Source organism: Duganella sp. GW821-FHT07G03 (assembly GCF_059418605.1).
Map to the genome: position 1 here is coordinate 59,898 of NZ_JBWKQE010000004.1, position 20,655 is coordinate 80,552.

At 64.9% G+C, this 20,655-nt stretch carries 22 protein-coding genes; 5 read left to right on the forward strand and 17 right to left on the reverse strand.

What is annotated here, in order from left to right; all coding sequences use genetic code 11:
* Position 1: 1 nt before the first annotated feature.
* The 15 genes from AC07OK_RS07465 to AC07OK_RS07535 all read right to left on the reverse strand — a co-directional run bounded on the left by AC07OK_RS07465 (position 2) and on the right by AC07OK_RS07535 (position 14,569).
* The gene (locus AC07OK_RS07465) at positions 2–436 is read right to left on the reverse strand and encodes an acyl-CoA thioesterase (RefSeq protein WP_494689718.1); all 435 of its coding nucleotides are present in this window, start codon (positions 434–436) and stop codon (positions 2–4) included.
* Entirely contained in the window at positions 423–1,994 is a 1,572-nt protein-coding gene (locus AC07OK_RS07470) for an HAL/PAL/TAL family ammonia-lyase (RefSeq protein ID WP_494689719.1), read from the reverse strand. The genes AC07OK_RS07465 and AC07OK_RS07470 overlap by 14 nt, the downstream gene beginning before the upstream one ends.
* A complete protein-coding gene (locus AC07OK_RS07475) occupies positions 1,981–2,922 on the reverse strand; it encodes a lysophospholipid acyltransferase family protein (protein ID WP_494689720.1) in 942 nt (313 codons plus the stop codon). The genes AC07OK_RS07470 and AC07OK_RS07475 overlap by 14 nt, the downstream gene beginning before the upstream one ends.
* On the reverse strand, positions 2,919–3,668 hold the full coding sequence (locus tag AC07OK_RS07480; protein ID WP_494689721.1) for a glycosyltransferase family 2 protein: 750 nt from the start codon (positions 3,666–3,668) through the stop codon (positions 2,919–2,921). The genes AC07OK_RS07475 and AC07OK_RS07480 overlap by 4 nt, the downstream gene beginning before the upstream one ends.
* Entirely contained in the window at positions 3,661–5,430 is a 1,770-nt protein-coding gene (locus AC07OK_RS07485; protein WP_494689722.1) for an ApeI family dehydratase, read from the reverse strand. Before AC07OK_RS07485 ends, AC07OK_RS07480 begins: the two co-directional genes overlap by 8 nt.
* Positions 5,423–5,968 carry a COG4648 family protein gene (locus AC07OK_RS07490; protein ID WP_494689723.1) on the reverse strand — a complete coding sequence of 182 codons (546 nt, stop codon included), beginning with the start codon at positions 5,966–5,968 and terminating at the stop codon, positions 5,423–5,425. The genes AC07OK_RS07485 and AC07OK_RS07490 overlap by 8 nt, the downstream gene beginning before the upstream one ends.
* Before the next feature lie 5 nt (positions 5,969–5,973).
* The gene (locus AC07OK_RS07495; RefSeq protein ID WP_494689724.1) at positions 5,974–6,243 is read right to left on the reverse strand and encodes an acyl carrier protein; all 270 of its coding nucleotides are present in this window, start codon (positions 6,241–6,243) and stop codon (positions 5,974–5,976) included.
* Positions 6,244–6,254: 11 nt separating this feature from the next.
* A complete protein-coding gene (locus AC07OK_RS07500; RefSeq protein ID WP_043481206.1) occupies positions 6,255–6,509 on the reverse strand; it encodes a phosphopantetheine-binding protein in 255 nt (84 codons plus the stop codon).
* Positions 6,502–7,287: a lysophospholipid acyltransferase family protein gene (locus AC07OK_RS07505; protein ID WP_494689725.1), complete on the reverse strand. Its 786-nt coding sequence runs from the start codon at positions 7,285–7,287 to the stop codon at positions 6,502–6,504. The genes AC07OK_RS07500 and AC07OK_RS07505 overlap by 8 nt, the downstream gene beginning before the upstream one ends.
* Positions 7,280–8,011, reverse strand: coding sequence for a beta-ketoacyl synthase chain length factor (locus tag AC07OK_RS07510; RefSeq protein WP_494689726.1), 732 nt, complete (start codon positions 8,009–8,011; stop codon positions 7,280–7,282). The genes AC07OK_RS07505 and AC07OK_RS07510 overlap by 8 nt, the downstream gene beginning before the upstream one ends.
* Before the next feature lie 338 nt (positions 8,012–8,349).
* Positions 8,350–9,420, reverse strand: coding sequence for an ABC transporter ATP-binding protein (locus AC07OK_RS07515; RefSeq protein ID WP_332853722.1), 1,071 nt, complete (start codon positions 9,418–9,420; stop codon positions 8,350–8,352).
* Positions 9,421–9,461: 41 nt separating this feature from the next.
* On the reverse strand, positions 9,462–11,237 hold the full coding sequence (locus AC07OK_RS07520) for an ABC transporter permease (protein ID WP_494689727.1): 1,776 nt from the start codon (positions 11,235–11,237) through the stop codon (positions 9,462–9,464).
* Positions 11,238–11,322: 85 nt separating this feature from the next.
* Positions 11,323–12,411 (reverse strand): ABC transporter substrate-binding protein, encoded by a 1,089-nt coding sequence (locus tag AC07OK_RS07525; protein ID WP_494689728.1) that lies wholly within the window; start codon positions 12,409–12,411, stop codon positions 11,323–11,325.
* A gap of 32 nt (positions 12,412–12,443) precedes the next feature.
* Positions 12,444–13,415, reverse strand: a complete 972-nt coding sequence (locus tag AC07OK_RS07530; RefSeq protein ID WP_494689729.1) for a Bug family tripartite tricarboxylate transporter substrate binding protein — start codon at positions 13,413–13,415, stop codon at positions 12,444–12,446.
* Positions 13,416–13,501: 86 nt separating this feature from the next.
* A complete protein-coding gene (locus AC07OK_RS07535; protein ID WP_494689730.1) occupies positions 13,502–14,569 on the reverse strand; it encodes a porin in 1,068 nt (355 codons plus the stop codon).
* A 229-nt stretch (positions 14,570–14,798) separates the two neighbouring features.
* Here AC07OK_RS07535 and AC07OK_RS07540 point away from each other — a divergent pair, with 229 nt between their 5' ends.
* Genes AC07OK_RS07540 through AC07OK_RS07560 form a run of 5 tightly spaced genes read left to right on the forward strand, consistent with a single transcriptional unit; the run spans position 14,799 to position 18,177 of the window.
* Positions 14,799–15,530, forward strand: coding sequence for a response regulator (locus AC07OK_RS07540; protein ID WP_494689731.1), 732 nt, complete (start codon positions 14,799–14,801; stop codon positions 15,528–15,530).
* Between the two features lie 11 nt (positions 15,531–15,541).
* Positions 15,542–17,041, forward strand: a complete 1,500-nt coding sequence (locus AC07OK_RS07545) for a sensor histidine kinase (protein WP_494689922.1) — start codon at positions 15,542–15,544, stop codon at positions 17,039–17,041.
* A gap of 57 nt (positions 17,042–17,098) precedes the next feature.
* Positions 17,099–17,509: a nucleotidyltransferase substrate binding protein gene (locus AC07OK_RS07550; protein WP_494689732.1), complete on the forward strand. Its 411-nt coding sequence runs from the start codon at positions 17,099–17,101 to the stop codon at positions 17,507–17,509.
* On the forward strand, positions 17,499–17,831 hold the full coding sequence (locus AC07OK_RS07555) for a nucleotidyltransferase domain-containing protein (protein ID WP_494689733.1): 333 nt from the start codon (positions 17,499–17,501) through the stop codon (positions 17,829–17,831). The genes AC07OK_RS07550 and AC07OK_RS07555 overlap by 11 nt, the downstream gene beginning before the upstream one ends.
* A 4-nt stretch (positions 17,832–17,835) precedes the next feature.
* Positions 17,836–18,177: a ribonuclease E inhibitor RraB gene (locus AC07OK_RS07560; RefSeq protein ID WP_494689734.1), complete on the forward strand. Its 342-nt coding sequence runs from the start codon at positions 17,836–17,838 to the stop codon at positions 18,175–18,177.
* Here the strand turns inward: AC07OK_RS07560 and AC07OK_RS07565 are convergent, their stop codons facing one another.
* Both AC07OK_RS07565 and AC07OK_RS07570 read right to left on the reverse strand, forming a co-directional pair.
* On the reverse strand, positions 18,178–18,465 hold the full coding sequence (locus AC07OK_RS07565) for a YciI family protein (RefSeq protein ID WP_494689735.1): 288 nt from the start codon (positions 18,463–18,465) through the stop codon (positions 18,178–18,180).
* Between the two features lie 199 nt (positions 18,466–18,664).
* Positions 18,665–20,575, reverse strand: coding sequence for a methyl-accepting chemotaxis protein (locus AC07OK_RS07570; RefSeq protein ID WP_494689736.1), 1,911 nt, complete (start codon positions 20,573–20,575; stop codon positions 18,665–18,667).
* Between the last annotated feature and the right edge of the window lie 80 nt (positions 20,576–20,655).

Consider the following 20,655-nt stretch of genomic DNA (forward strand, 5'->3'; position numbering starts at 1 on the left):
TTCATGTAGGTTCTATCCCCAATTTTTCAAACAGCACGGGAGGCGACACGAAGCACATCTCCTTCGTGGCGAGATCGACGGCGACCATGGTGGTGCTGGCGCGGTTCAAGCGCTTGCCGGTGGCGGCGTCGGTGATCAGGTAGTCGATCTTCAGGCGGTTTTCCCATTCGACGATGTCGGCGCGCAGCTTGAGCGTCTGGCCGAAGGTGGCCGAGCCGACGTAGCGCAGCTGCATGTCGATCACCGGCCACGCGTAGCCGGACGCCTTCATCTGCGGGTAGTTGTAGCCTATCTTGTCGAGCAGCGCGCAACGCACCACTTCCAGGTACTTGACGTAGCGGCCGTGCCAGACGATCTCCATCGGATCGAGGTCGAAGAACTGCACCTGCATCTCGACTTCCGCGAACCAGCGGCTTTCCTTGTTAGTGCGGCGCATACAGATCCCATGCCTTGGCGCGGATGCGTTCCAGCAGCAGGCGCAGGTCCGGCTCCAGACGGCGGTCTTCCTCGACCGGCTTGATGTCGGCGCCCAGCGCTTCCTGCATCGCCGCCAGCGCGGCCTGCGGTTGCAGTTCCGGGTTGACCTGGCAACGCAGCCACACGCCCTGGCGCACGGTGATCAGCAGCGCGGCCACGACCTGCTCCGTCAGTTCCAGCACGCGCAGGCAGTCGCGCGCGGCGATGGTGCCCATGCTGACCTTGTCCTGGTTGTGGCACTCGGTCGAACGCGAGAACACCGACGCCGGCATGGTCAGTTTGAGCGCTTCCGCCGTCCACGCCGATGCGCTGATCTGCAAGGCCTTCAGGCCGTGGTTGATCGGTGCGCGCGCGCCGGTGGCGCCGGACAGATTGGCCGGCAGGCCGTGGTTGTAGCGGCTATCGACCAGCAGCGCCATCTGGCGGTCCAGCAGGTCGGCCAGGTTGGCGACCGCGTTCTTCATGCCGTCCATCGCGAAGGCGATGTGGCCGCCGTAGAAATGGCCGCCGTGCAGCACGCGCTCGTTTTCAGCGTCGATCAGCGGATTGTCGTTGGCGCTATTGAGTTCGTTCTCGATCGACGAGCGGAAGAACGGCATGGCGTCGGCCAGCACGCCGATCACGTGCGGCGCGCAGCGGATCGAGTAGCGGTCCTGCAGGCGCTTGCCGTTGCGTTCCCACTGGTCGGTCGGCAGGTCGCTGCGCAGCCACGCCGCCACCTGCTGCATACCGCCGTGCGGCTTGACCGAGAACAGCACCTCGTCGAAGTGGTGGGCGTTGCCGTCCATCGCGAACGAGGCCATCGCCGTGATGCGGGTGCTCAGCTGGACCAGGTATGCGGCGCGGTCGTAGGCCATGCAGGCCAGCGCGGTCATGACGGCGGTGCCATTCATGATCGCCAGGCCTTCCTTCGGGCGCAGGCGCAGCGGCGTGATGCCGGCTTCCCGCAAGGCCTGCGCGGCCGGCACCTGCGCGCCGTCGCGCCAGACTTCGCGCTCGCCGCACAGCACCGCCGCCAGGTAGGACAGCGGCGTCAGGTCGCCGCTGGCGCCGACCGAGCCTTCGGATGGAATCAGCGGCAGCAGGCCGGCGTCGAGCAGGCGCGTGATCTGCAGCAGCAGTTCGACGCTGACGCCGGAATAGCCCTTGCTCAGCGACGCCAGGCGCGACGCCAGGATGGCCCGCGTCTGCGCCGGCGTGAAGTACTCGCCCAGGCCGACGCCGTGGTAGGTGTACAGGTGGTGCGGCAGTTCGGCGATCAGTTCCGGCGGCACCACCACGGTGCAGGAATCGCCGTAGCCGGTGGTGACGCCGTAGACGGTGCCGTCCTCGCGCAGCAGGCGGTCGAGGAAGTCGGCGCCGCGTGCGATGGCGGCGCGAAAGGCCGGATCGTCGGACAGCGCGGCAACCGCACGGCCCTGCGCGATGTCGACGATGTCTTCGATCGTCAGGCGGTTCTGGTCGAAGCGCACGGTACGCGGCGTGGAATTGAGTTCGGCTATGTCAGCGAGGTGCATCGGGTCGTTCCAATTGGGGTAGGTGCCAGAAATCGTAAAAGTTAAACCACTGCAGGGGCGCGCGCAGGCAGTGATGCTCCAGCCGCCGCGCATAATCGCCGGCCAATTGCTGGAAGGTGGCGTCCCGGCCCTGGCGCGGAATGCGCACGACGTCGCGGAAGGCTTCGAAATACAGCGCCGAGCGGCGTCCATGGCGGAGCGAGAACAGCAGGTACACCGGGCATTGCAGGATATTGGCCAGCACATAAGGGCCGACCGGGAACGGCGCCGGCGCGCCCATGAAATCGGCCAGCGCCACGCGCGGATTGTGCGACACCGGCACGCGGTCGCCGGCGATGACCACGAACTCGCCGCGCGCCACGCGCTCGGACAACAGGATGGCGGTGGCCGGCGACATCTCGGTCACCTGCAACAAATTGAGCTGGCTGTCCGGGTTGAGGCGGGCCAGCATGGCGTTGAAAGCCTGCGCGTGCTTAGTGTGCACCAGCACCGTCAGCTTGAGGTCGCGGCGCTGGCGCGACAGCACGCGGCACAGCTCCAGGTTGCCCAGGTGGGAGCAGATCAGCAGGCCGCCCCGCCCCGCCGCCATCGCGTCGACCACCAGTTCGCTGCCGTGCAGGTCGACCGTATCGAGCTTGAACAGGCCGGCCCACAGCAGCATCTTGTCGAGGATGCTCTCGCCGAACGCTGCGAAGTGGCGCAGCACGCCCGGCGCCGGGGTGGACGTGTAGTCGGCCATGCGGCGCAAATACGCCTGCGAGGCGCGGCGCGGCCGCGACTTGGTCAGCACATACCAGCCCAGCACCGGATACAGCACCACGCGAAACGGCCAGCGGCCGAACACGCGGCAGATCCAGAACAGCAGCTGCATGCCCGCCACGAAACTGATCTCGTTGATGGAGGCCCAATGCACACTACGCGCGCTCATCGGACCTGCCTTTTGCGCGCCAGCAGGCGGGGAATACGCGGCAGCATGCCGAAGAACAGTTTGGTGTGCATCCACGTGATACGCACGTTGTCGCTCCACATGCGGAAGTGCGACACGCCGTCCGCCGGATAGCAGACGCGGGTCGGCAGGTTCACCACCTGCAGGCCATCCCAGAACAGCCGCACCAGGATGTCGGTGTCGAAGTTCATGCGCGCGCCGATCGGGCAGCGCGCCGCCAGCGCGTTGACCGGCGCCACCGGATAGACGCGGAAGCCGCACATCGAATCCTTGATGTCGAACGACAGCGTATTGATCCACACCCAGATGTGGGTGGCGTAGCGGCCATACAGGCGCACCTTCGGTACCGATTCGTCGTAGACCGGATGGCCGGCGATGATGGCGTCCGGGCGGGCGGCGGCCTGCGCCAGGAACTTCGGCACGTCGGCGGTTTCGTGCTGGCCGTCGGCGTCGATTTGCAGCACGTGGGTGTAGCCCAGCTCCGCCGCGCGGCGGAAGCCGCTCAGCACAGCGACGCCCTTGCCCTGGTTCTGCGCCAGCCGCACCAGCGTAACCTGGCCAGCATACTGCCGCACCAGCCCATCGAGCACCGTGGCGCAGGCGGCGCTGCTGCCGTCGTCGACCAGGATGCACGGCGCGCCGTGGCGCAACAGCCCGGCCACCACTGTGCCGATCGCGTGTTCGTGGTCATAGACCGGCACCACGATGCAGGGTTTAAAATCAGACATCAGAATCTCCCAGCATGACGCGACCGCTGGCGTGCTGCCCCGCCTCGGACACATAGCGAAATTGCAGACAGCCCTTGGCCACCTCGTGCAACAGTTCCAGCTGCACCGGGATCTCCGGCTGGATCACCTGCTGGAACTTGAGCGCGTTGATGGCCTTGAACCGCGGTGGCAGCGTGAAATACTGGCGGCCGTAATGGATCGCCCAGTCGACCAGCACCACGCCCGGCAGCACGGGGGCCGCATCGAAGTGGCCGTCGAAATACAGCAGGTTGGCGGGCGCGCTCACTTCCAGCAGCATGCGCTGCGGTTCGCGATCCAGTTCGCGTTCCAGCTCGCGCAACTGCGGCAAGCGCGGACGACGGCCGGCCGCGCCGTCATCGCCGTCGCCCCCCAGCAGCGCCAGCAAGGCGGCTTGCGTGGTCTTGCCCTGGGCGTTGAGCGGCATCTGCTCCAGGTAGCGCCAGCGGCGCGGCAGCGCGACCGCGTCCACCACCGTCGCCAGCACGGCGCGCAGGCGGGTATTGAACGCGGGCTTGCCTTCGGCATCCAGCAACGCACGCCCCGCCGGCGTCGGCACGATGAACGCCGCCAGCCGCTCGCGTTCACCGGCACTCGGTTCGCACAGCAAGACGCGCACGTCGGCAGCCATGCCGCTGGCCAGCAGCGCCGCTTCCATCGCGCTCAGCGAGATGCGTTTTTCTTCAATCTTGACGATGCGGTCGCTGCGGCCCAGCAGCAGGAAGCGCTGCTGGCCGACGCGCGCGGCGCGGTCGGCCAGCGCCAGCCAGTTGTCGTCGGCCAGATGCGGCGAGCGCACTTCCAGCGTGTCGTCCGCCGCGCCAAGGCGCCATGCGACGGTCGGGAAAGGCTGCCAGGCGTCGTCGCTGATGCCGCTGCGCTGGCGCCAGGCGACGCCGCCCGTCTCCGAGCTGCCGTAGACTTCCACCGGCACCTTGCCTAATAGGCCGCCGGCGGCCAGCGCCGTCTCCGCCGCCAACGGACCTCCGGACGAGAACACCGCCCGCACCATGCGCGCCACACCGCGCCAGTCCAGATGCTCCGGCAAGCGCTTCAGGTGGGCCGGGCTGGCCACCAGCACGCACGGACCGGCGGCGATGCCGGCCACCAGTTCTTCCGGATAGCTGATGCTCAGCGCGTGGATTGCGCGGCCGGCACTGAGCGGCCACAGGACCTTGAACAGCAGGCCGTAGATATGCTGGTGCGAGACGGTCGCCAACACGGCGGCGTCGCCGGCGGCGGCGCCGAACAGCACCTCGAGCGTTTCGACTTCGTTCGCCAGCTGCGACAGTTTTTTAGGGATGGCTTGCGCCGCGCCGGTGCTGCCGGAGGTGAACACCACCAGCGCCGGCAAGTCGACCGGCAAGGCGCCGCCCATCTGCGCGGCGTCGGAGACGTCGTCCGATTCCGCCGGCTGCAGCGGCCGCAGCGCCGCCGGGAACTGGCCGAGGAAGCCATCCACCGAAGCGCGCAAGGCGGCGCAACTGGCCTCCAGCGTATCGGCGCTCAGCCAGATGGTCTTGCCGGCATGCCAGGCGCCCAGCAAGGCGGCGCCGAATTCCAGGCTATCGTCCAGGTACAGGGCGAAGTCGCTGCCCGGCTGGCCGCGCAGCAGCGCATGCCATGCACGCACGCGCGCCAGCAGGCGCGCATTGCTGACAGCCGCGCCGGCGCGCCAGCCGGCCACACCGTCGGCGGGCCGCGCCGTGATGGCGGCGTACAGGTTTTCGATCCGCTCAGACATGGTGCAACCGCTTGAAACGCAGGCGCACCAGATACTCCGCGCCGAACAGCAATGCCATCAGCCCATAGGAGATCACGCCGGTGTACAACGACCACGCGGCCTCCGACATCCACACTGCGGTGGCGAAGGCGATCATGCCGTTGATGACGAAAAACCCGCACCACACCTGCGTCACCTTGCGCATATAGGCTTGCGCCACCGGCGGGAAGTCCTCGCCGCGCAGGCGCGCCATGCGTTCAACCGCCGACATCGGCGTCGCCAGGCTGTAACCGAAGCCCGCCAGCAACGCCGCATTGACCAGCACCGGATACAACTTCAACGGCAACAGCAAATTGCTCCAGACCGCGCAGGCCACCAGCACCAGCGCCGCCGCCGCCGACCAGCGCGCCACGCCGCTCAGCTTCAACGCCGGCAGGCGCGTGGCCACGGCCAGCAGCAACAGGCCGGCCAACCAGCGCGGCTCCACCCGTCCATGGCCGAACCAGATCGCCAACGGATACAGCAGCGTCAGCGCCGCCGTCAAGACTGTCATCGGCATCGCGCTTATGCCGCCTGCTCCGTCATGCCGGCCAGCGCGTCGACCACGTCGCCGATGGTGCGGATGGTCTTGAACACCTCCGGCTGCAGGCGCTTGCCGGTCAGCTGCTTGAGCTTGACCGCCAGGTCGACCGCGTCGATGCTGTCGATATCGAGGTCGGCGTAGAGCTTCGAGCCGGCGTTCAGGTCGGCCTTGTCGAGTTCAAACATCTCGGCCAGCAGATCGATCACCAGGATCTGCAACTGGTCTTTGCTCATGTCGTTCAAAGCTATCATGACCTGCTCCCTTATTTCTTTCTATGGCTATCGATCATCGCCGCCAGCGCCTGGACCGAGGCGAAATGGCGGCGGGTGTCCTCCGAATCGGCAGACAGCGAAATGCCGTACTTCTTCTGCAGGGCCACGCCCAGCTCCAGCGCGTCGATCGAGTCCAGGCCCAGGCCTTCGACGAACAGCGGCGCCGCACTATCGATATCGGCAGGGGTGATGTCCTCCAATTGCAGCACATCGATGATCAATTCTTTGACTTCCAGTTCAAGCATGGCTTTGGCACTTCCCGGTAAAATAATTCTGTAAAAATTCAGTCAAATGGCGCGCCGCCATCACGTCGCTGGCGCCGTCCTCTGTAAACGCTGCGACCGCCAGGTCATCCTGGACGTCGATGCTGATCAATACACGACGCGGCGGCACGCGCCACCACTTGTCGCCCTTGGCCAGCGTGGCCGGTTCGCAGCGGATCAACACCGGCGTCATGTCGCGCGCGCCACGCACCGCGATGTTGGCCGCGCCGCGCTTCATGTTGATCACGCCACTGCCCGGCGTGCGCGTCCCTTCCGGGAACACGATCAGGTTATTGCCGCGGCGCAGAGAGGCGATGCAATCGCCCACCAGCTCCGGCCCGCCCTCGTTGCTGACGTAAGCCGCCGCGCGCAACGGCCCGCGCAGAAACGGGTTGTTCCACAACGCGCCCTTGACGATGCAATCGGCGTTCTTCACGAAAGCCATCAGGAACACCGTATCGATCAGCGTCGGATGGTTGGCCAGTATCAGCAGGCCGCCCCGGTCCAGCTTCTCGACGCCGCGGATTTCGTAGCGCAGCACGCCCAGCGCGCGCATCAAATCCACATAGCCGCGTAACGCCCACCGTATCAGCGTGCGGGCCGCGCTCACGCGTTCTTCCGGCTGCCGCACGACCAGGTTCAGTGCCGGGAACACCAGCACCCGCAACAGCAGTCCGCTGATACCGAACACCAGAAAACTCAAGCCTGTGGCGAACACGCGCCAGTACCGCGACAGCATGGCCGGCAAGCGGTCACGCATCGCGGCTCCAGCGCCAGCGCAGGCGCCCATCGAAACGATCCAGCCGCCGCGCCCCGCGCAGCTGGAACCGCGCCACCTCCAGGCCGGGCGGCATGCCGGTCGTCGCCGGCTCGGCGCTCGCGCTCCAGCTCAATGAAATCGCGTCGTCCGCCGCAGGCGTCAGCAGCCACGCCCAGGCATGCGGCTGTTCGTCGCAATCCTGGAACGACGCAAACAGCTCCGGCAGAGGACTTTCGCAGGCCACCAGCAGCACCTGCGGCGCGCCGTCCGCCATCAGGCCGCAGGCCTCGATGACGGCGTGTTCGATGGTGGCCGCGCCGGCGGCCAGCGCCAGTTGATTGGCGCGGTCGCTGCGGGCAATGCTCAGCAGCCCGGCGGTGGCGTTATGCACCGACATGCTGAACGCGGTCGGCGACAAGGGCTCGCCGCGCGCCAGGTCGCTCAACAAATCCAAGGCGCGCGCGACCTCGCCGTGACGCGAGCAAAAGACCGTGGGGATATCGCTGCGGCCGTCGAGGCATTGGTAAGCGACTTCCAGCGCCATCTTGCCGAGAAACCCGGCGCGGCGGCGCAGCATCGCAGGCATCGCCTTGACGCCCGGCTCCGCACCGGCCAGGATCGCAAACGGCGCCTGCGCCCACTGCTCCCAGGCCTCGGGCGCAGCGAGTCCCGGCGCCCATTCGGCGTGGCGCGAAATAGAAAAACTGACACCGTTCGTACGCATGTTATTTGGTCATCCAGAGCTTAGAGAGGAAAAAAAGGTACGACCTCATGCCCACATGCCGCAGAAATGCCAGCCGACGTACTTTTCAAATTATAAGCGACAGTTCTTGCGCTCAATTCAAAAAAATGGCCTTATAGCAACTAATTTATCATTTAATCCCGGCTTCTGTGCAGTTCACGGGGCTAAACTCTCCAAAGTTCACGTTTTTGGGCGGAGCAAAGCGAGTGCGGCAAGACGGCGGATTGTTTCAGGAGTGTAGCGGGCATGTTTCGCGAGAGGACGCGAAAGCGAAGTATACCCCGGACGCGCCAGAACGGCGGTCCGGGACAGAGACGGGGTCAGAACACCCAGAGTTTATCGGCCGGCAGCTGCAGCCAGTACTTGCCCGCTTCCAGCTTGTACTTGGAATAGGCGCGCAAGCTCATTTCCGGTCCGCTCTCGCTCTTGAACAGGCACTCGAAGCGGTCGCCCAGGTACATGCAGGTCAGCAGCGGCAGTTCGATGGCGTTTTCCACCGGCGTCGCGCTGACCTTCACTTCCTCCACGCGGATGATGGTCGACGGTTCGCCGCCGCCGGCGCCGCGCGCGGTGCCCTGCAACGGCTTGCCGCCGATATCGAGCATCACCCGGGCGCCGTCGCGCTGCACCACCTTGGCCGGCAGGCGGTTGTTACTGCCCATGAATTCGGCGGTGAACAGGGTGTCCGGCGTTTCGTACATGCTTTGCGGCGAGCCTTGCTGCTCGATCTTGCCGTTGTTGAGCAAGAGGATGCGGTCCGAGATCGCCATCGCCTCGGCCTGGTCGTGCGTGACCATCAGCGCCGACAGGCCCAGTCGCACGATCAACTCGCGCAGGAAGGCGCGCGCTTCTTCGCGCAGCTTGGCATCCAGGTTGGACAGCGGCTCGTCCAGCAAGATCACCGGCGGGTTGTACACCAGCGCGCGCGCGATCGCCACGCGTTGCTGCTGGCCGCCCGACAGCTGGTGCGGGAAGCGCTCGGCCAGATGGCCCAGGCCCAGGTTCTTCAACACGTCGCTGACCTTGTCCTTGATCTCGCTGCTGCCCATCTTGCGCAGTTTGAGGCCGTAGGCGACGTTGTCGAACACGGTCTTGTGCGGCCACAGCGCGTAGGACTGGAACACCAGGCCCAGGTTGCGGTGTTCGGCCGCCATTTCAAAGTTCTTCGCGCCGTCGAACACATTGCGGTCGCCGATGGCGATGGTGCCCTGCTTCGGGCTTTCCAGCCCGGCCACCGCGCGCAGCAAGGTGGTCTTGCCGCTGCCCGAAGGGCCCAGCAACGCCACCACTTCGCCCTTTTGCAGGTGCATGGACACGCCCTTCAGAATCTGGTTGGCGTGGGCGCCGGTGCCGTAGTCCAGGTGCAGGTCGTTGACGGTCAGTTCATTCATGATGAGGTCTCGTTTCATTTTATTTTGACTTAATTGTGCACTTAGTTGTGTAACTTCACGCCGAAGCGCAGGGCCACGCCCAGGCCGATGGCCACCAGCGAAATATTGATGAACGATAGCGCCGCCACCAGGTCGGTGGAGCCGGTGGCCCACAGCGACACCAGCATCGCGCCGATCACCTCGGTGCCCGGCGACAGCAGGTACACGCCGGTCGAGTACTCGCGCTCGAAGATCAGGAACACCATCAGCCACGCGCCCAGCAGGCCGTATTTGACCAGCGGGATGGTGACGTCGCGCGTCACCTGGCCGCGCGATGCGCCGACCGCGCGCGCCGCCTCTTCCAGTTCCGGGCCTACTTGCAGCAGCGCGGTGGAAATCAAACGCATGCCGTAGGCCAGCCACACCACCGAATACGCCAGCCACAGGGCGAAGATGGTCGAGCGCACGGAGCGCAGCAGCGGTATCGCGTTCTCGCTCAGCCACAGCGCCGCGCCGTTGTCCATCCCCTTCAACATGCCATCGAGCCAGCTCGGCACGAACAGGAACACCCACAGGAAGGACAGGCCGGCCAGCAGGCCAGGAATGGCGCGCGGCACCAGCACGCTGTAGTCGAGGAAGCGGGTGACGCCGTCCGGCTTGCGGTGCATGGCCAGCGCGATGGCGCAGTAGCAGATCACCGCGAAGGCGCCGCCGATCACGCCGATCAGGATGGTGTTGAGGATGCCGCGCATCAGCGCCGGCTGTTCCATGATCTCGCGGAAGTGCTGCAACGTCAGCACGTCGCGCAGGTTGACGCCCTCGCCCCAGTACTGCACGAAGGAGCGCAGCACGATGCCCGACATCGGCATGATGATGGTGAACATCAGCCAGGCGAAGATCAGCGCGAAGGCCAGCCATTTCCATTTACCGAGCGGCATGGACTTCGAGCGCGCGCCCTTGCCCTTGATCGAGACGAACTTGTTGGCCGACTTGAGCAGCCAGCGCTGTATCATCACCAGCGGCATCGTCACCATCACCAGGCAGACGGCGACGGCGGCCATCAGGTGGTAGGACGGCGTACCCAGTTTGTTGGTCAGCTTGTACAGATAGGTCGCCAGCACCAGGTGACCTTCCGGATCGCCCAGCACCAGCACCAGGCCGAACACCTCGAAGCCGAGGAAGAACACCAGCACGGCGGCATAGGCCAGCGCCGGCGTAATCATCGGCAGCGAGACGTTGAACATCACCTGCAGCGGCGAGGCGCCGGCCACGCGGGCCGCTTCCTCGACGTCGGAACCCAGGCTTTTCAGCGCCGACGACGCGTACAGGTAGACGTGCGGCACGTGCGTCAGGCCGGCGATCACCACGATGCTGGTGAAGGAGTAGATATTCCACGGGATGAAGCCGAGGATGTCCTTGGCCCACAGCGAGTAGAAGCCCACGGGTCCCATCGACACCACGTAGCCGAAGCCCATCACCATCGGCGAGACGAAGATCGGCACCAGCAGCATCGGCGCGATGAAGCCGCGGCCCGGCAGGTCGGTGCGTATCATCAGGAAGGCCAGCATGCCGCCCAGCGGCACGGCGATGGCGGTCAGGCCGGCGGCCAGCAGGAAGGCGTTGCGGAACGCCACCGTGAAGTCGGGATCGTCGAAGATGAAGCGGTAGGCGTCCAGGCCCAGCTCCTTGACGGGCATGAAGAATGGCGCGTTCAAAAAGCTCTGGTAAAAGATCAGCAGCAGCGGCAGGAAGATGGCGATGGCCGCCAGCGTCACCACGACGCCGCGCGCCCAGTTGATGCTGCGCCGGCCGGAGCCAGGGAGAGTGAGAGTTTGCATAGTGATTCCGATGAGGCGGATGGGATGTTGCGGCCGGCACGCGGCGCGGCGAATGCGCGCGGCGTGCAGGCTGGCCTGTCAGTATTTACTTCTTGCCTGCGGTTTCTTTCCACTGCTTGAGGAAAGCCATGCGCTTGGCCGGCCCCAGGAACTGCAGCACGATAGGATGGACCGGCACCGGCTTGACGTTGTCCTTGCCGATCGTCTTGATCAGGTCCGCCGAGGTGGTCTCGCCGGTGACGTCGGCGCGGATCGCGAACAGCTTGGAGTCGTTGGCGATGACGACCTGGCCGCGGTGCGACAGCATATAGTCCAGCCACAGCTTGGCGGCGTTGACGTTCTTGGCGGCCTTGTTGATGAACAGGACGCGCGACAGGATCAGCGTGTAATCCTTCGGCAGCACCACGCCGATCGACGGATCGGCCTTGGCGCGCACCAGCGCGTAGGAGCCCAGCACGTTGTAGCCGATCAGGTTCTCGCCCGACGAGATACGCTCCATCATGGTGCCGGTGGACGACTGCACCCGCACCTTGGCTTCGCCGAAGGCGTTTTCCAGTTCCAGGAACTTCGGATTCTCGCGCGCGTCCTGGGTCATGAACATGAAGCCGACGCCGGATTTCTCGATGTCGTAGGTGGTGACCTTGTCCTTGAACTTGGGCTGCGTGATCAGCTTGGCGAATTCGGCGTGCGTCTGCGGCACTTCCTTGGCGTCCACCAGGCGCTTGTTGTAGACGATGGCGGCCGGCTCGAACGTGGTGCCGTAGGCCTGGTCGTCCCAGACCGCCCAGCCGGGGATCTTGGACGCTTCAACCGATTTGTATTTGAGCGCGTAGCCGTCGGAGGCCAGGCGCATTTGCAGGTCCATCGCGGACGACCACATGGCGTCGGCGGTGTTGCCGCCGGCCGCCACTTCGGAGATGAAGCGGTTGTACACCTCGGTGGAATTCATGTCGTTGTATTCGACGGTGATGCCTGGGTAGAGCGCGTTGAAATCCTTGATCAGCGGCTGGGTGGCCTTGCTGTCGGTGGCGCCGTAGATCACCAGCTTGCCCTCTTTCTTGGCGCCGTCGATGATCTTCTGGTAGTCGGCGGGATAGCCGGCCGGCACCTGCGCGAAAGCAGCGCTGGCGAACAGGGTGGCGCAGGCAGCGGCCAAAGTGGTTTTCAACATCATGTTTGTCTCCGTCGTTTTATATGTAGTGGTCATCAGCGCACCAGACCGAGTTCGGCGGCGCGCCTGCCGTAATCGTCTACGGCCTTTTTTACGTATGCTGTCAACGCATCGCCGGTCAACCCAAACGGGAACAGACCCGACGCCGCGCGCATTTGCGCGAACTGCGGACTGGCCAGCACACGGTCGAAATTGGCGACCCAGTGCTGGTAATCCGCGTCCGACACCTGTGGCCCCATCCAGACGCCGCGGATGATCGGCCACACCACGTCGATGCCCTGCTCGCGCGCCGTTGGCACATTGGCCAACACGCCCGGCAGCCGGTGCTCGGCCAAAATCGCCAGCACCCTGGTATTGCCGCCGGCCGCATACAGCGTCGCTTCGCTGGCGTCGCCCGATACCGCCTGCACCAGGTTGGCGTGCATGGCGGCGAAGGCTTCGCCGCCGCCCTCCAGCGCCACGAAACGCAGCACCTTCGGATCGACGCCGGCGGTCTTGACCACCAGCGCCATCTTCAGCCAGTCCTGGCTGCCGATGGTGCCGGAGACGCCGATCAGCACCTTCCCAGGATGATCCTTCAGCGCCGCCACCAGCTGGCCCAGCGTCTTGTAGGGCGAATCGGCGCGCACCGCGATCATGCCGTAGTCGGCGCCCAGCGCCGCCACCCAGCGCACATCGGAAGACTTGGCCTTGCCGAACTTGCCCTGCGCCAGATTGAGCAGCGAGCCGCCCGAAAAAGCCACCAGCGTGTTCGGTTCCGCGCGCCGCTGCGACACCAGCGAATGCCAGGCCACCGCGCCGATCCCGCCCGGCAGATAGCTGATGTGCATATCCGACGGCGGCGGCTTCGGCGCGCCGCTCAAGCCCTGCAAACCCTTTTGCGCCAACTTGCAAGTGAGGTCCATCGCGCCGCCCGGCTTGGACGGCACGATGCACTCCAGGCTTGCAGCTTGCGCTGCCGCGCACAGTGAGAGCGCGGCAATCAAAGCCAGCAAAACTTTAGTCATCTTGGTAGGTATCTTAGAACGGTGAAGCTTTCAAAGCGCTTTCAGACCGCGGCATTTTTCACAAAATGCCGCGGTCCATCCTTGGCTTAGAAGCGGTGCTGCATGCCGACGGTCAGGCCGTGCTGGCTGGTGCCGAAAGCGGCATCGTCGCGCGACAGGCCGGTCAGCTGGCCGTTCTTGGCCTTGACGTAGGCAGCCGACACATGCAGGTCGGTGCGCTTGGACAGTGCGTAGCGATAGCGCGCCACGTACATGGTTGGATCGGCGTCCTTGCCGGCGGCGACATTCTTGACGTTGACGTGGTAGATCGCGCCGGTCAGCGTGGTCACGTCGTTGGTCTTGTAGGCGATGCCGGCCCAGGTGGTGGTGGCGTCGACGTCGGCGGTGAGCGCCTTGCCGGCGACCAGCTTGTAGTCGCGGACCACGCCCCACAGCTTGACCGGGCCGTCTTCGTAGTTCACACCCAGGTGCCAGACGGTGTTTTTGTCGCGCGCGCCGGTGGCTGGGACGGTGTTGCCGTTGTTGCGTTCCCAGGTGGCCATCATGTTCACGGCACCGAGTTTGTAGGCGCCGGTGAAGCCGTATTTGGCGCTGTCCTGCGCACCGGTGGTCTGCTCGCCGGCGGCATAGTTGGCGCCGAACTTGAAGTCGCCGGTGGAGCCGGCGTACTTGATGATGTTGTCGTAGGCGGTGGTGAAGCCGTATTTGCTAGGGCCGGTGGCCGGACCCGAGGTCGCCCACGAGTAGTACGGGGCGAAGCCCATCGGATCGTAGGCGATCACGGTGTCGTACACGGTGCTGAACGAACGGCCCAGTACCACGCGGCCGAAAGCGCCTTCCAGGCCGACGGTGGCCTGGCGCTTGAACAGAACACCGTCCTGTGCGCCGGTGTCCATCAGGATGCCGCCTTCGAGATTGAAGATGGCTTTCAGTCCGCCGCCCAGGTCTTCCGTGCCACGCAGGCCCCAACGCGAAGTGTTCATGCCGCCCGAGATAACGCTGGTCTGGCTGCCGCCAGTGGCCGACTTGTTGTTGGCGGTTTCAACGCCAACGTCCAGCAAACCGTAGACCTGCACGTTCGATTGGGCGTGAGCGGCGCCGCCAGCGGCTGCCGCGAGTGCCATGATAGCGAGGGTCAACGAGGATTTTTTCATGTAGGTCTCCAGAGGATATAGTTATTTGTGGCGCCTGATTTTTACAATCAGGCTGTCACTATAGGAGTCACTTCCTTTCAATTGCCTTTCATTGCGCTCATTGCCACAGCGCGGCATGGATACCTGTCGTCCATGCACCACAAATCAGGTAAGGGCTTCCCTTTTGGGGCGGCGGAGACCATGATTCTGGCCTTACACTGAACTTATTTCATATGGTTGGCAAGAATTTATGCGTATTCTGTTAGTTGAAGACCACACCGAGTTATCACATTGGCTGTCCAAAGCCCTGCGCGACGCCAACCTGACGGTGGAATGTGCCGACAACGGCGCCGACGCCGACGCCCTGCTGCACACCCAGGACTACGCGCTGCTGATCCTCGACCTGACCTTGCCGCGCATGGACGGGCTGGAAGTGCTCAAGCGCCTGCGCGCGCGCGGCGGACCGCGCGGCCAGACTCCGGTGCTGATACTGACCGCGCGCGGCGGCCTGGAAGACCGCGTGCAGGGCCTGAACCTGGGTGCCGACGATTACCTGGCCAAGCCCTTCGAACTGGCCGAACTGGAAGCGCGCGTGAAGGCGCTGCTGCGGCGCAGCGTCGGCAACGAGGCGCTGGTGCATAGCTGCGGCGCGCTCAGTTTCGACACCGTCACCCGCATGTTCAGCTACGCCGGCGCCCCGCTGGCGCTGACCCCGCGCGAACACGCGGTGCTGGAAACGCTGATCACCCGCTCCGGACGCGCCGTCTCCAAGGAGAAGCTGTTCGATGAAGTGTTCGCGCTGGCCGACGATGCCAACCTCGATGCGATCGAGCTGTATATCCACCGCGTGCGCAAGAAGCTCGACATCGCCGCGCCCGATGCCGCCGTCATCACTACGCTGCGCGGCATCGGCTACCTGCTGCAACCCCGCCCCGCCACCGCTCCCGTCCCTGCGCCGGCCGGCGGCGCCAAGGGCGGCTAACCTTGACCGGAATGGGCCGCCGCCTGCCGCTGCTGGACCAGCTGGTGCGCCGCTTCGGTCCGGGCGCCCCCCCGCTGGGCAGCCTGCGCGGCCAGTTGCTGCGCTGGCTGCTCGGCCCCTTGCTGGTGCTGGTGGCGCTGAACACCCTGTCGGTCTACCACAACGCGCTGGACGCGGCCGACGTGGCCTACGACCGATCGCTGCTGGCCTCCACGCGCGCGCTGGCGGAACGCGTCTCCATCGTCGACGGTAAGGTGGTGGCGGACGTGCCCTACGTGGCGCTGGACAGCTTCGAGACCGATACGCTGGGCCGCATCTACTACAAGGTCACCGGCATCACCGGCGAGACCGTGTCCGGCTACGCCGATCTGCCGCCGGTGCCGGCCAACGTTCCGCGCTCGGAGGCCTATCCGGCGCTGGTGCGCTTCTATCATGCCAACTACAACGGCCAGCCGGTACGCATCGCCGCGCTGCTGCAACCGGTGTACGACGATTCGATGCGCGGCATCGCCCTGATCCAGGTTGGCGAAACGCTGGAGGCGCGGCGCGGCCTGTCCAACCAGATCCTGTTCGACACGCTGGCCTGGCAAGCCTTGCTGCTGCTGGCGGTGGCGCTGCTGGTGTGGTTCGCGGTGCGGCTGGTGCTGCAACCGCTGATGCGCCTGAAGATCGCGGTGGAGACGCGCAGCCTCAATGATTCGTCCGATGTCGATCCGACGCTGGTGCACAAGGAAGTCCGGCCGCTGGTGGCGGCGATGAACAGCTCGCGCTCGCGCCTGCAGATCCTGATCAGCAGCCAGCGCCGCTTCATCGCCGACGCCTCGCACCAGTTGCGCACACCGCTGACCGTATTGAAAACCCAGGCCGAACTGGCGCTGCGCGAATGCGACCGTCCCGGCGTCGATCCGCAGGCCACGCGGGCGGCGCTGCGCGAGATCGTCCACAGCATCGCCGCCACCACCGATTCGACGGTCAACCTGGCCAACCGCCTGCTGACGTTGGCGCGCATCGAACACGGCGGCGACGCCGACGGCGCGGCGGCCCAGTCGGAGCCCGCCTCGCTGCGCGACATCGCGCGCCAGGTCGGGCTGGAGATGGCGATGGCGGCGGTGGCCAAGCAGATCGACCTGGCGCTGGAGGCGGACAGCGAATGCGTGGTCCAGGGCCAGGCCCTGCTGCTGCACGAGATGATCGCCAACCTGGTGGACAACGCCTTGCGCTACACGCCGCAGGGCGGCACGGTGACGCTGCGGGTGCGGCCAGGCACCGGCACGGGCGGCGTGGTGCTGGAGGTGGAGGACAGCGGCCACGGCATCGCCGCCGCCGAGCGCGAACGGGTGTTCGCGCCCTTCTACCGCGCCGCCGCGACGCTGGAGCGCAATCCCGGCGGCGCCGGCCTGGGCCTGGCCATCGTGCGCGACATCGCCACCCTGCACGGCGCCAGCATCACGCTGGACGACGCCGGCAGCGGCCAGGGATTGAAAGTCACGGTAGCCTTCCCCCGCAACTGACCTCTCCAACGCCGCTGCGGTAAAATACCCGCTATAACGTAGCGTGCGGGGCAAATCATGAGCGAGCAGGACATCCGCTGGCTGCAACGCCTGTCGAATTACCGGCGCGCGTTGGCGCAGCTGAAAAAATTCATAGACCACGGCAATTTGAACGAGCTTGAGCAGCAGGGGCTGATCAAGGCGTTTGAGTTCACTCACGAACTCGCGTGGAACGTTATGAAGGATTATTTTCACTATCAGGGCAACAGCAACATCAGCGGCTCCCGCGACGCGACGCGTGAGGCGTTTCAATACAACTTGCTCAGCGACGGCGAAACCTGGATGGAGATGATTAAAAGCCGCAACCAATCGGCACATACCTATAACAAGGAAACCGCCGACGAGATCGCCGGCCTGATATTGAAGCATTACTTCGTGCTGTTCACAGAGTTCGAACGGAAAATGACGGAGCTCGCCGATGTCGATTGAACTGGAACCGCTCGTGTTTGGGTTGAAGGCCAGTGTTGTGCACAACATGGGTGCTGTTTTTTCTGCACACCCCGAAGTCGAACAGGCAATTCTGTATGGCTCACGCGCCAAAGGCAATTTCAAGCGCGGCTCGGACATTGATCTGTGCTTGACCGGAGCGGGCCTGAACATGCCGCTGCTGCTCAAGATAGAGAATCAACTGGACGATCTGCTGCTGCCCTACAAAATAGATTTGTCGATCCGCGATCGGATCGACAACCCGGAGCTACTGGCCCATATCGAAAGAGTGGGCGTGTCGTTCTATCACCGCAATAAGGAATGAGTACATGATCACCAAAGAAGACATGGTCGAGCTGTTTGCCGACATGAAGCAGAACGCGCCGTGGGACATTTCCAAGCCGCTGTTGTGGGGCTATTTTTTCGCCGACCCGGTCAAGGGCAAACTGGAAGTCGCCGCCGAGCAGTTGAAGGCCAAGGGCTATCAGATCGTCGGCATCTACGACTCCAAGCCGGAAGCCAGCGTGCCTGCGCTGTGGTGGCTGCATGTTGAAAAAGCCGAGATGCACACGGCCGACACGCTGCATGCCCGCAACCAGGAATTCTACGTCTTCGCCGAAGAACACCAGCTCGAATCGTACGACGGCATGGACGTCGGTCCAGTCGCCTGATTACAGCAAGGCCGCCAGCGCCGGATGGTGCTTGGTGGCCTCGAACTCCGTCACCTGATAGCTGGCGATCCCGTTCTGCGCGAACGGGTCCTGTGCCAGCAAGCCGTCGAGCTCCGCGCGCGACAGGCGTCCACTCACGATAATCACGCCGCCGTCGCGCGGGTTCTTCGGGCCCGACGCCAGAAATACCTCGCGTGCATACTGCGCGTCGAGGAAGGCGCGATGCGCGGCGAGGTGCGCTTCTAATTCCGCCAGCGGTTTCAGATAAGTCAGATTAACGATGTACATGTTCAAGTGGCCTCATTGGGAAACCTGGGCATCATATATCACCGGGCCAACGCCTGCTCGGCTGTCGCCAGGTTTTTGCGGCGGCCTTCCACGGCCTGCGGACGCTTTACGGTACGTTGCTGCATAATCGAAAGATTTGGCGGCGACATGCGGCCTGTCCATCGTCCAGCTACTGCTGCGTGGCGGCCGGCATTAAACGCTAGCGCAGCGCCAGGTGCCTGGCGCCGGCGCGCGGCTCCTCTTCCAGCTTGAACACGCTGACCACTTCCGCCAGATGCGCGGCCTGTTCCTGCAAGGAACTGGCCGCGGCTGCGGCCTGCTCCACCAGCGCCGCATTCTGCTGCGTGGTGCTGTCGATTTCCGTCACCGCCAGGTTGACCTGGGCGATGCCTTCGCTCTGCTCGTGGCTGGCGGCGACGATCTCGCCCATGATGCTGGTCACCTGCTCCACCGAGGACACGATCTTGCTCATCGTGACGCCGGCTTCATCGACCAGCACGCTGCCGGCGTCGACCTTCGTCACCGAATCGCCGATCAGTTCCTTGATCTCCTTGGCCGCGCTGGCCGAGCGCTGCGCCAGGTTGCGCACCTCGGACGCCACCACCGCGAAACCACGCCCCTGTTCACCGGCACGGGCCGCCTCCACCGCCGCGTTCAAGGCCAGGATGTTGGTCTGGAACGCGATCCCATCAATGACGCCGATGATGTCGACGATCTTGCGCGAGCTGTCCTTGATCGACACCATGGTCTGCACCACGCGGCCCACCACCTCGCCGCCCTCGGTCGCATAACCGGAGGCCGACTGCACCAGCTGGTTGGCCTGCTTGGCGCTGTCGGCGTTCTGGGTCACGGTCGCGGTCAACTGCTCCATCGCCGACGCCGTCTCCTCCAGGCTGGACGCCTGCGCCTCGGTGCGCGCCGACAGGTCGTGATTGCCGCTGGCGATCTCGCTCGATGCGGTGGCGATGGTCTCCGTACTGTCGCGCACCTTGCGTATCGTCACGTTCAACGACGACACGAAGCGGTTGAAGCCATCGGCCAATGCGCCGACCTCATCCTCGCTCTCGACCGTCATGCGGCGGCTCAGGTCGCCATTGCCGTCGGCGATCTCGCCCAGCATGTGCGCGGCGCGCGCCACCGGTGCGGCGATCGCCCGGCTGACCAGGAACACCACGAACATGCCGATGCCGCCGCCCACCAGGCCGCCCACCAGCGCCGACACCGTCACCGAACGCGTGACCGCGCCCAACACTTCGGACTCCGGCACTTCGGCGATCACGTACATATTCAGCTCCGGCACGAAGGACGACGCCACTAGGCGCTTGCCGCCCGGCGGCGAGTAGCTGGCGCTGGCGTAGTTCTGGCCGCCGAGCAGCCTGGTCGTCAACTCGGCGTTAAAGCCCGGCAGGTCCTTCATGAAATGCTGGCCGTCCGCCAGCGCGGTATCGCGGTGCACGATCAGCATGCCGTTCGGCCGCACCAGGTACACGAAGCCGGAGGCACCGACCTTGTAGCTGCGGATGTTTTCCGCCAGCTTGTTGACCGACAGCCCCAGGCTGGCCACGCCGATCTTGCCGTCGCCGGTGTCGAAGCGGGTATTGATGAACACGTTGTAGGTGGTGGCGCCCGGTTCCTTGTCCAGGTTCAGCGAATACGGCTTGCCGCTGGCCAGGAAGCTGTAGAACCACTGGTCGGCCGCGGCGCCCTTGTCCAGCGTGCGGCTGTAGCCCTTTTCGTCGAAATACTTGCCGGTGCTGCCGGAGACCCACGACACCGCCGCCGCCTTCGCGGCCTTGCGCACGCTGGCCGCGTAGGCGATCCAGGCCGGCAGGCCGCTGTCCGGCAGGCCGGCTTTTTCCCAGTCCAGCAGGAAGGTGTTGGCGCTGACCGACAGCGTGGCCGCCAGCGGCTCGCCGATCTGGCGCAGGATGTCGTTGCGGATTTCGCCCACCTCGGCCGGCAGCTCCTGGTTCACCACGCGCTCGCGGATGCTGTTGCCCGTCATGACCACGCTGAGCGTGGCCGAGACCACCAGAAAGAGCAACAGGCAGGCCGCCATGCTGAGCATCAGTTTTTGCTGAATAGACAAACGGCGCAGAAGACTAGCCATGACACTCCCCAAAGGTTCAATCGGCACAAGCATATTTGCAAATCAGCGTAATCGAATAGTGTTGCCATGCGCAACCTAAA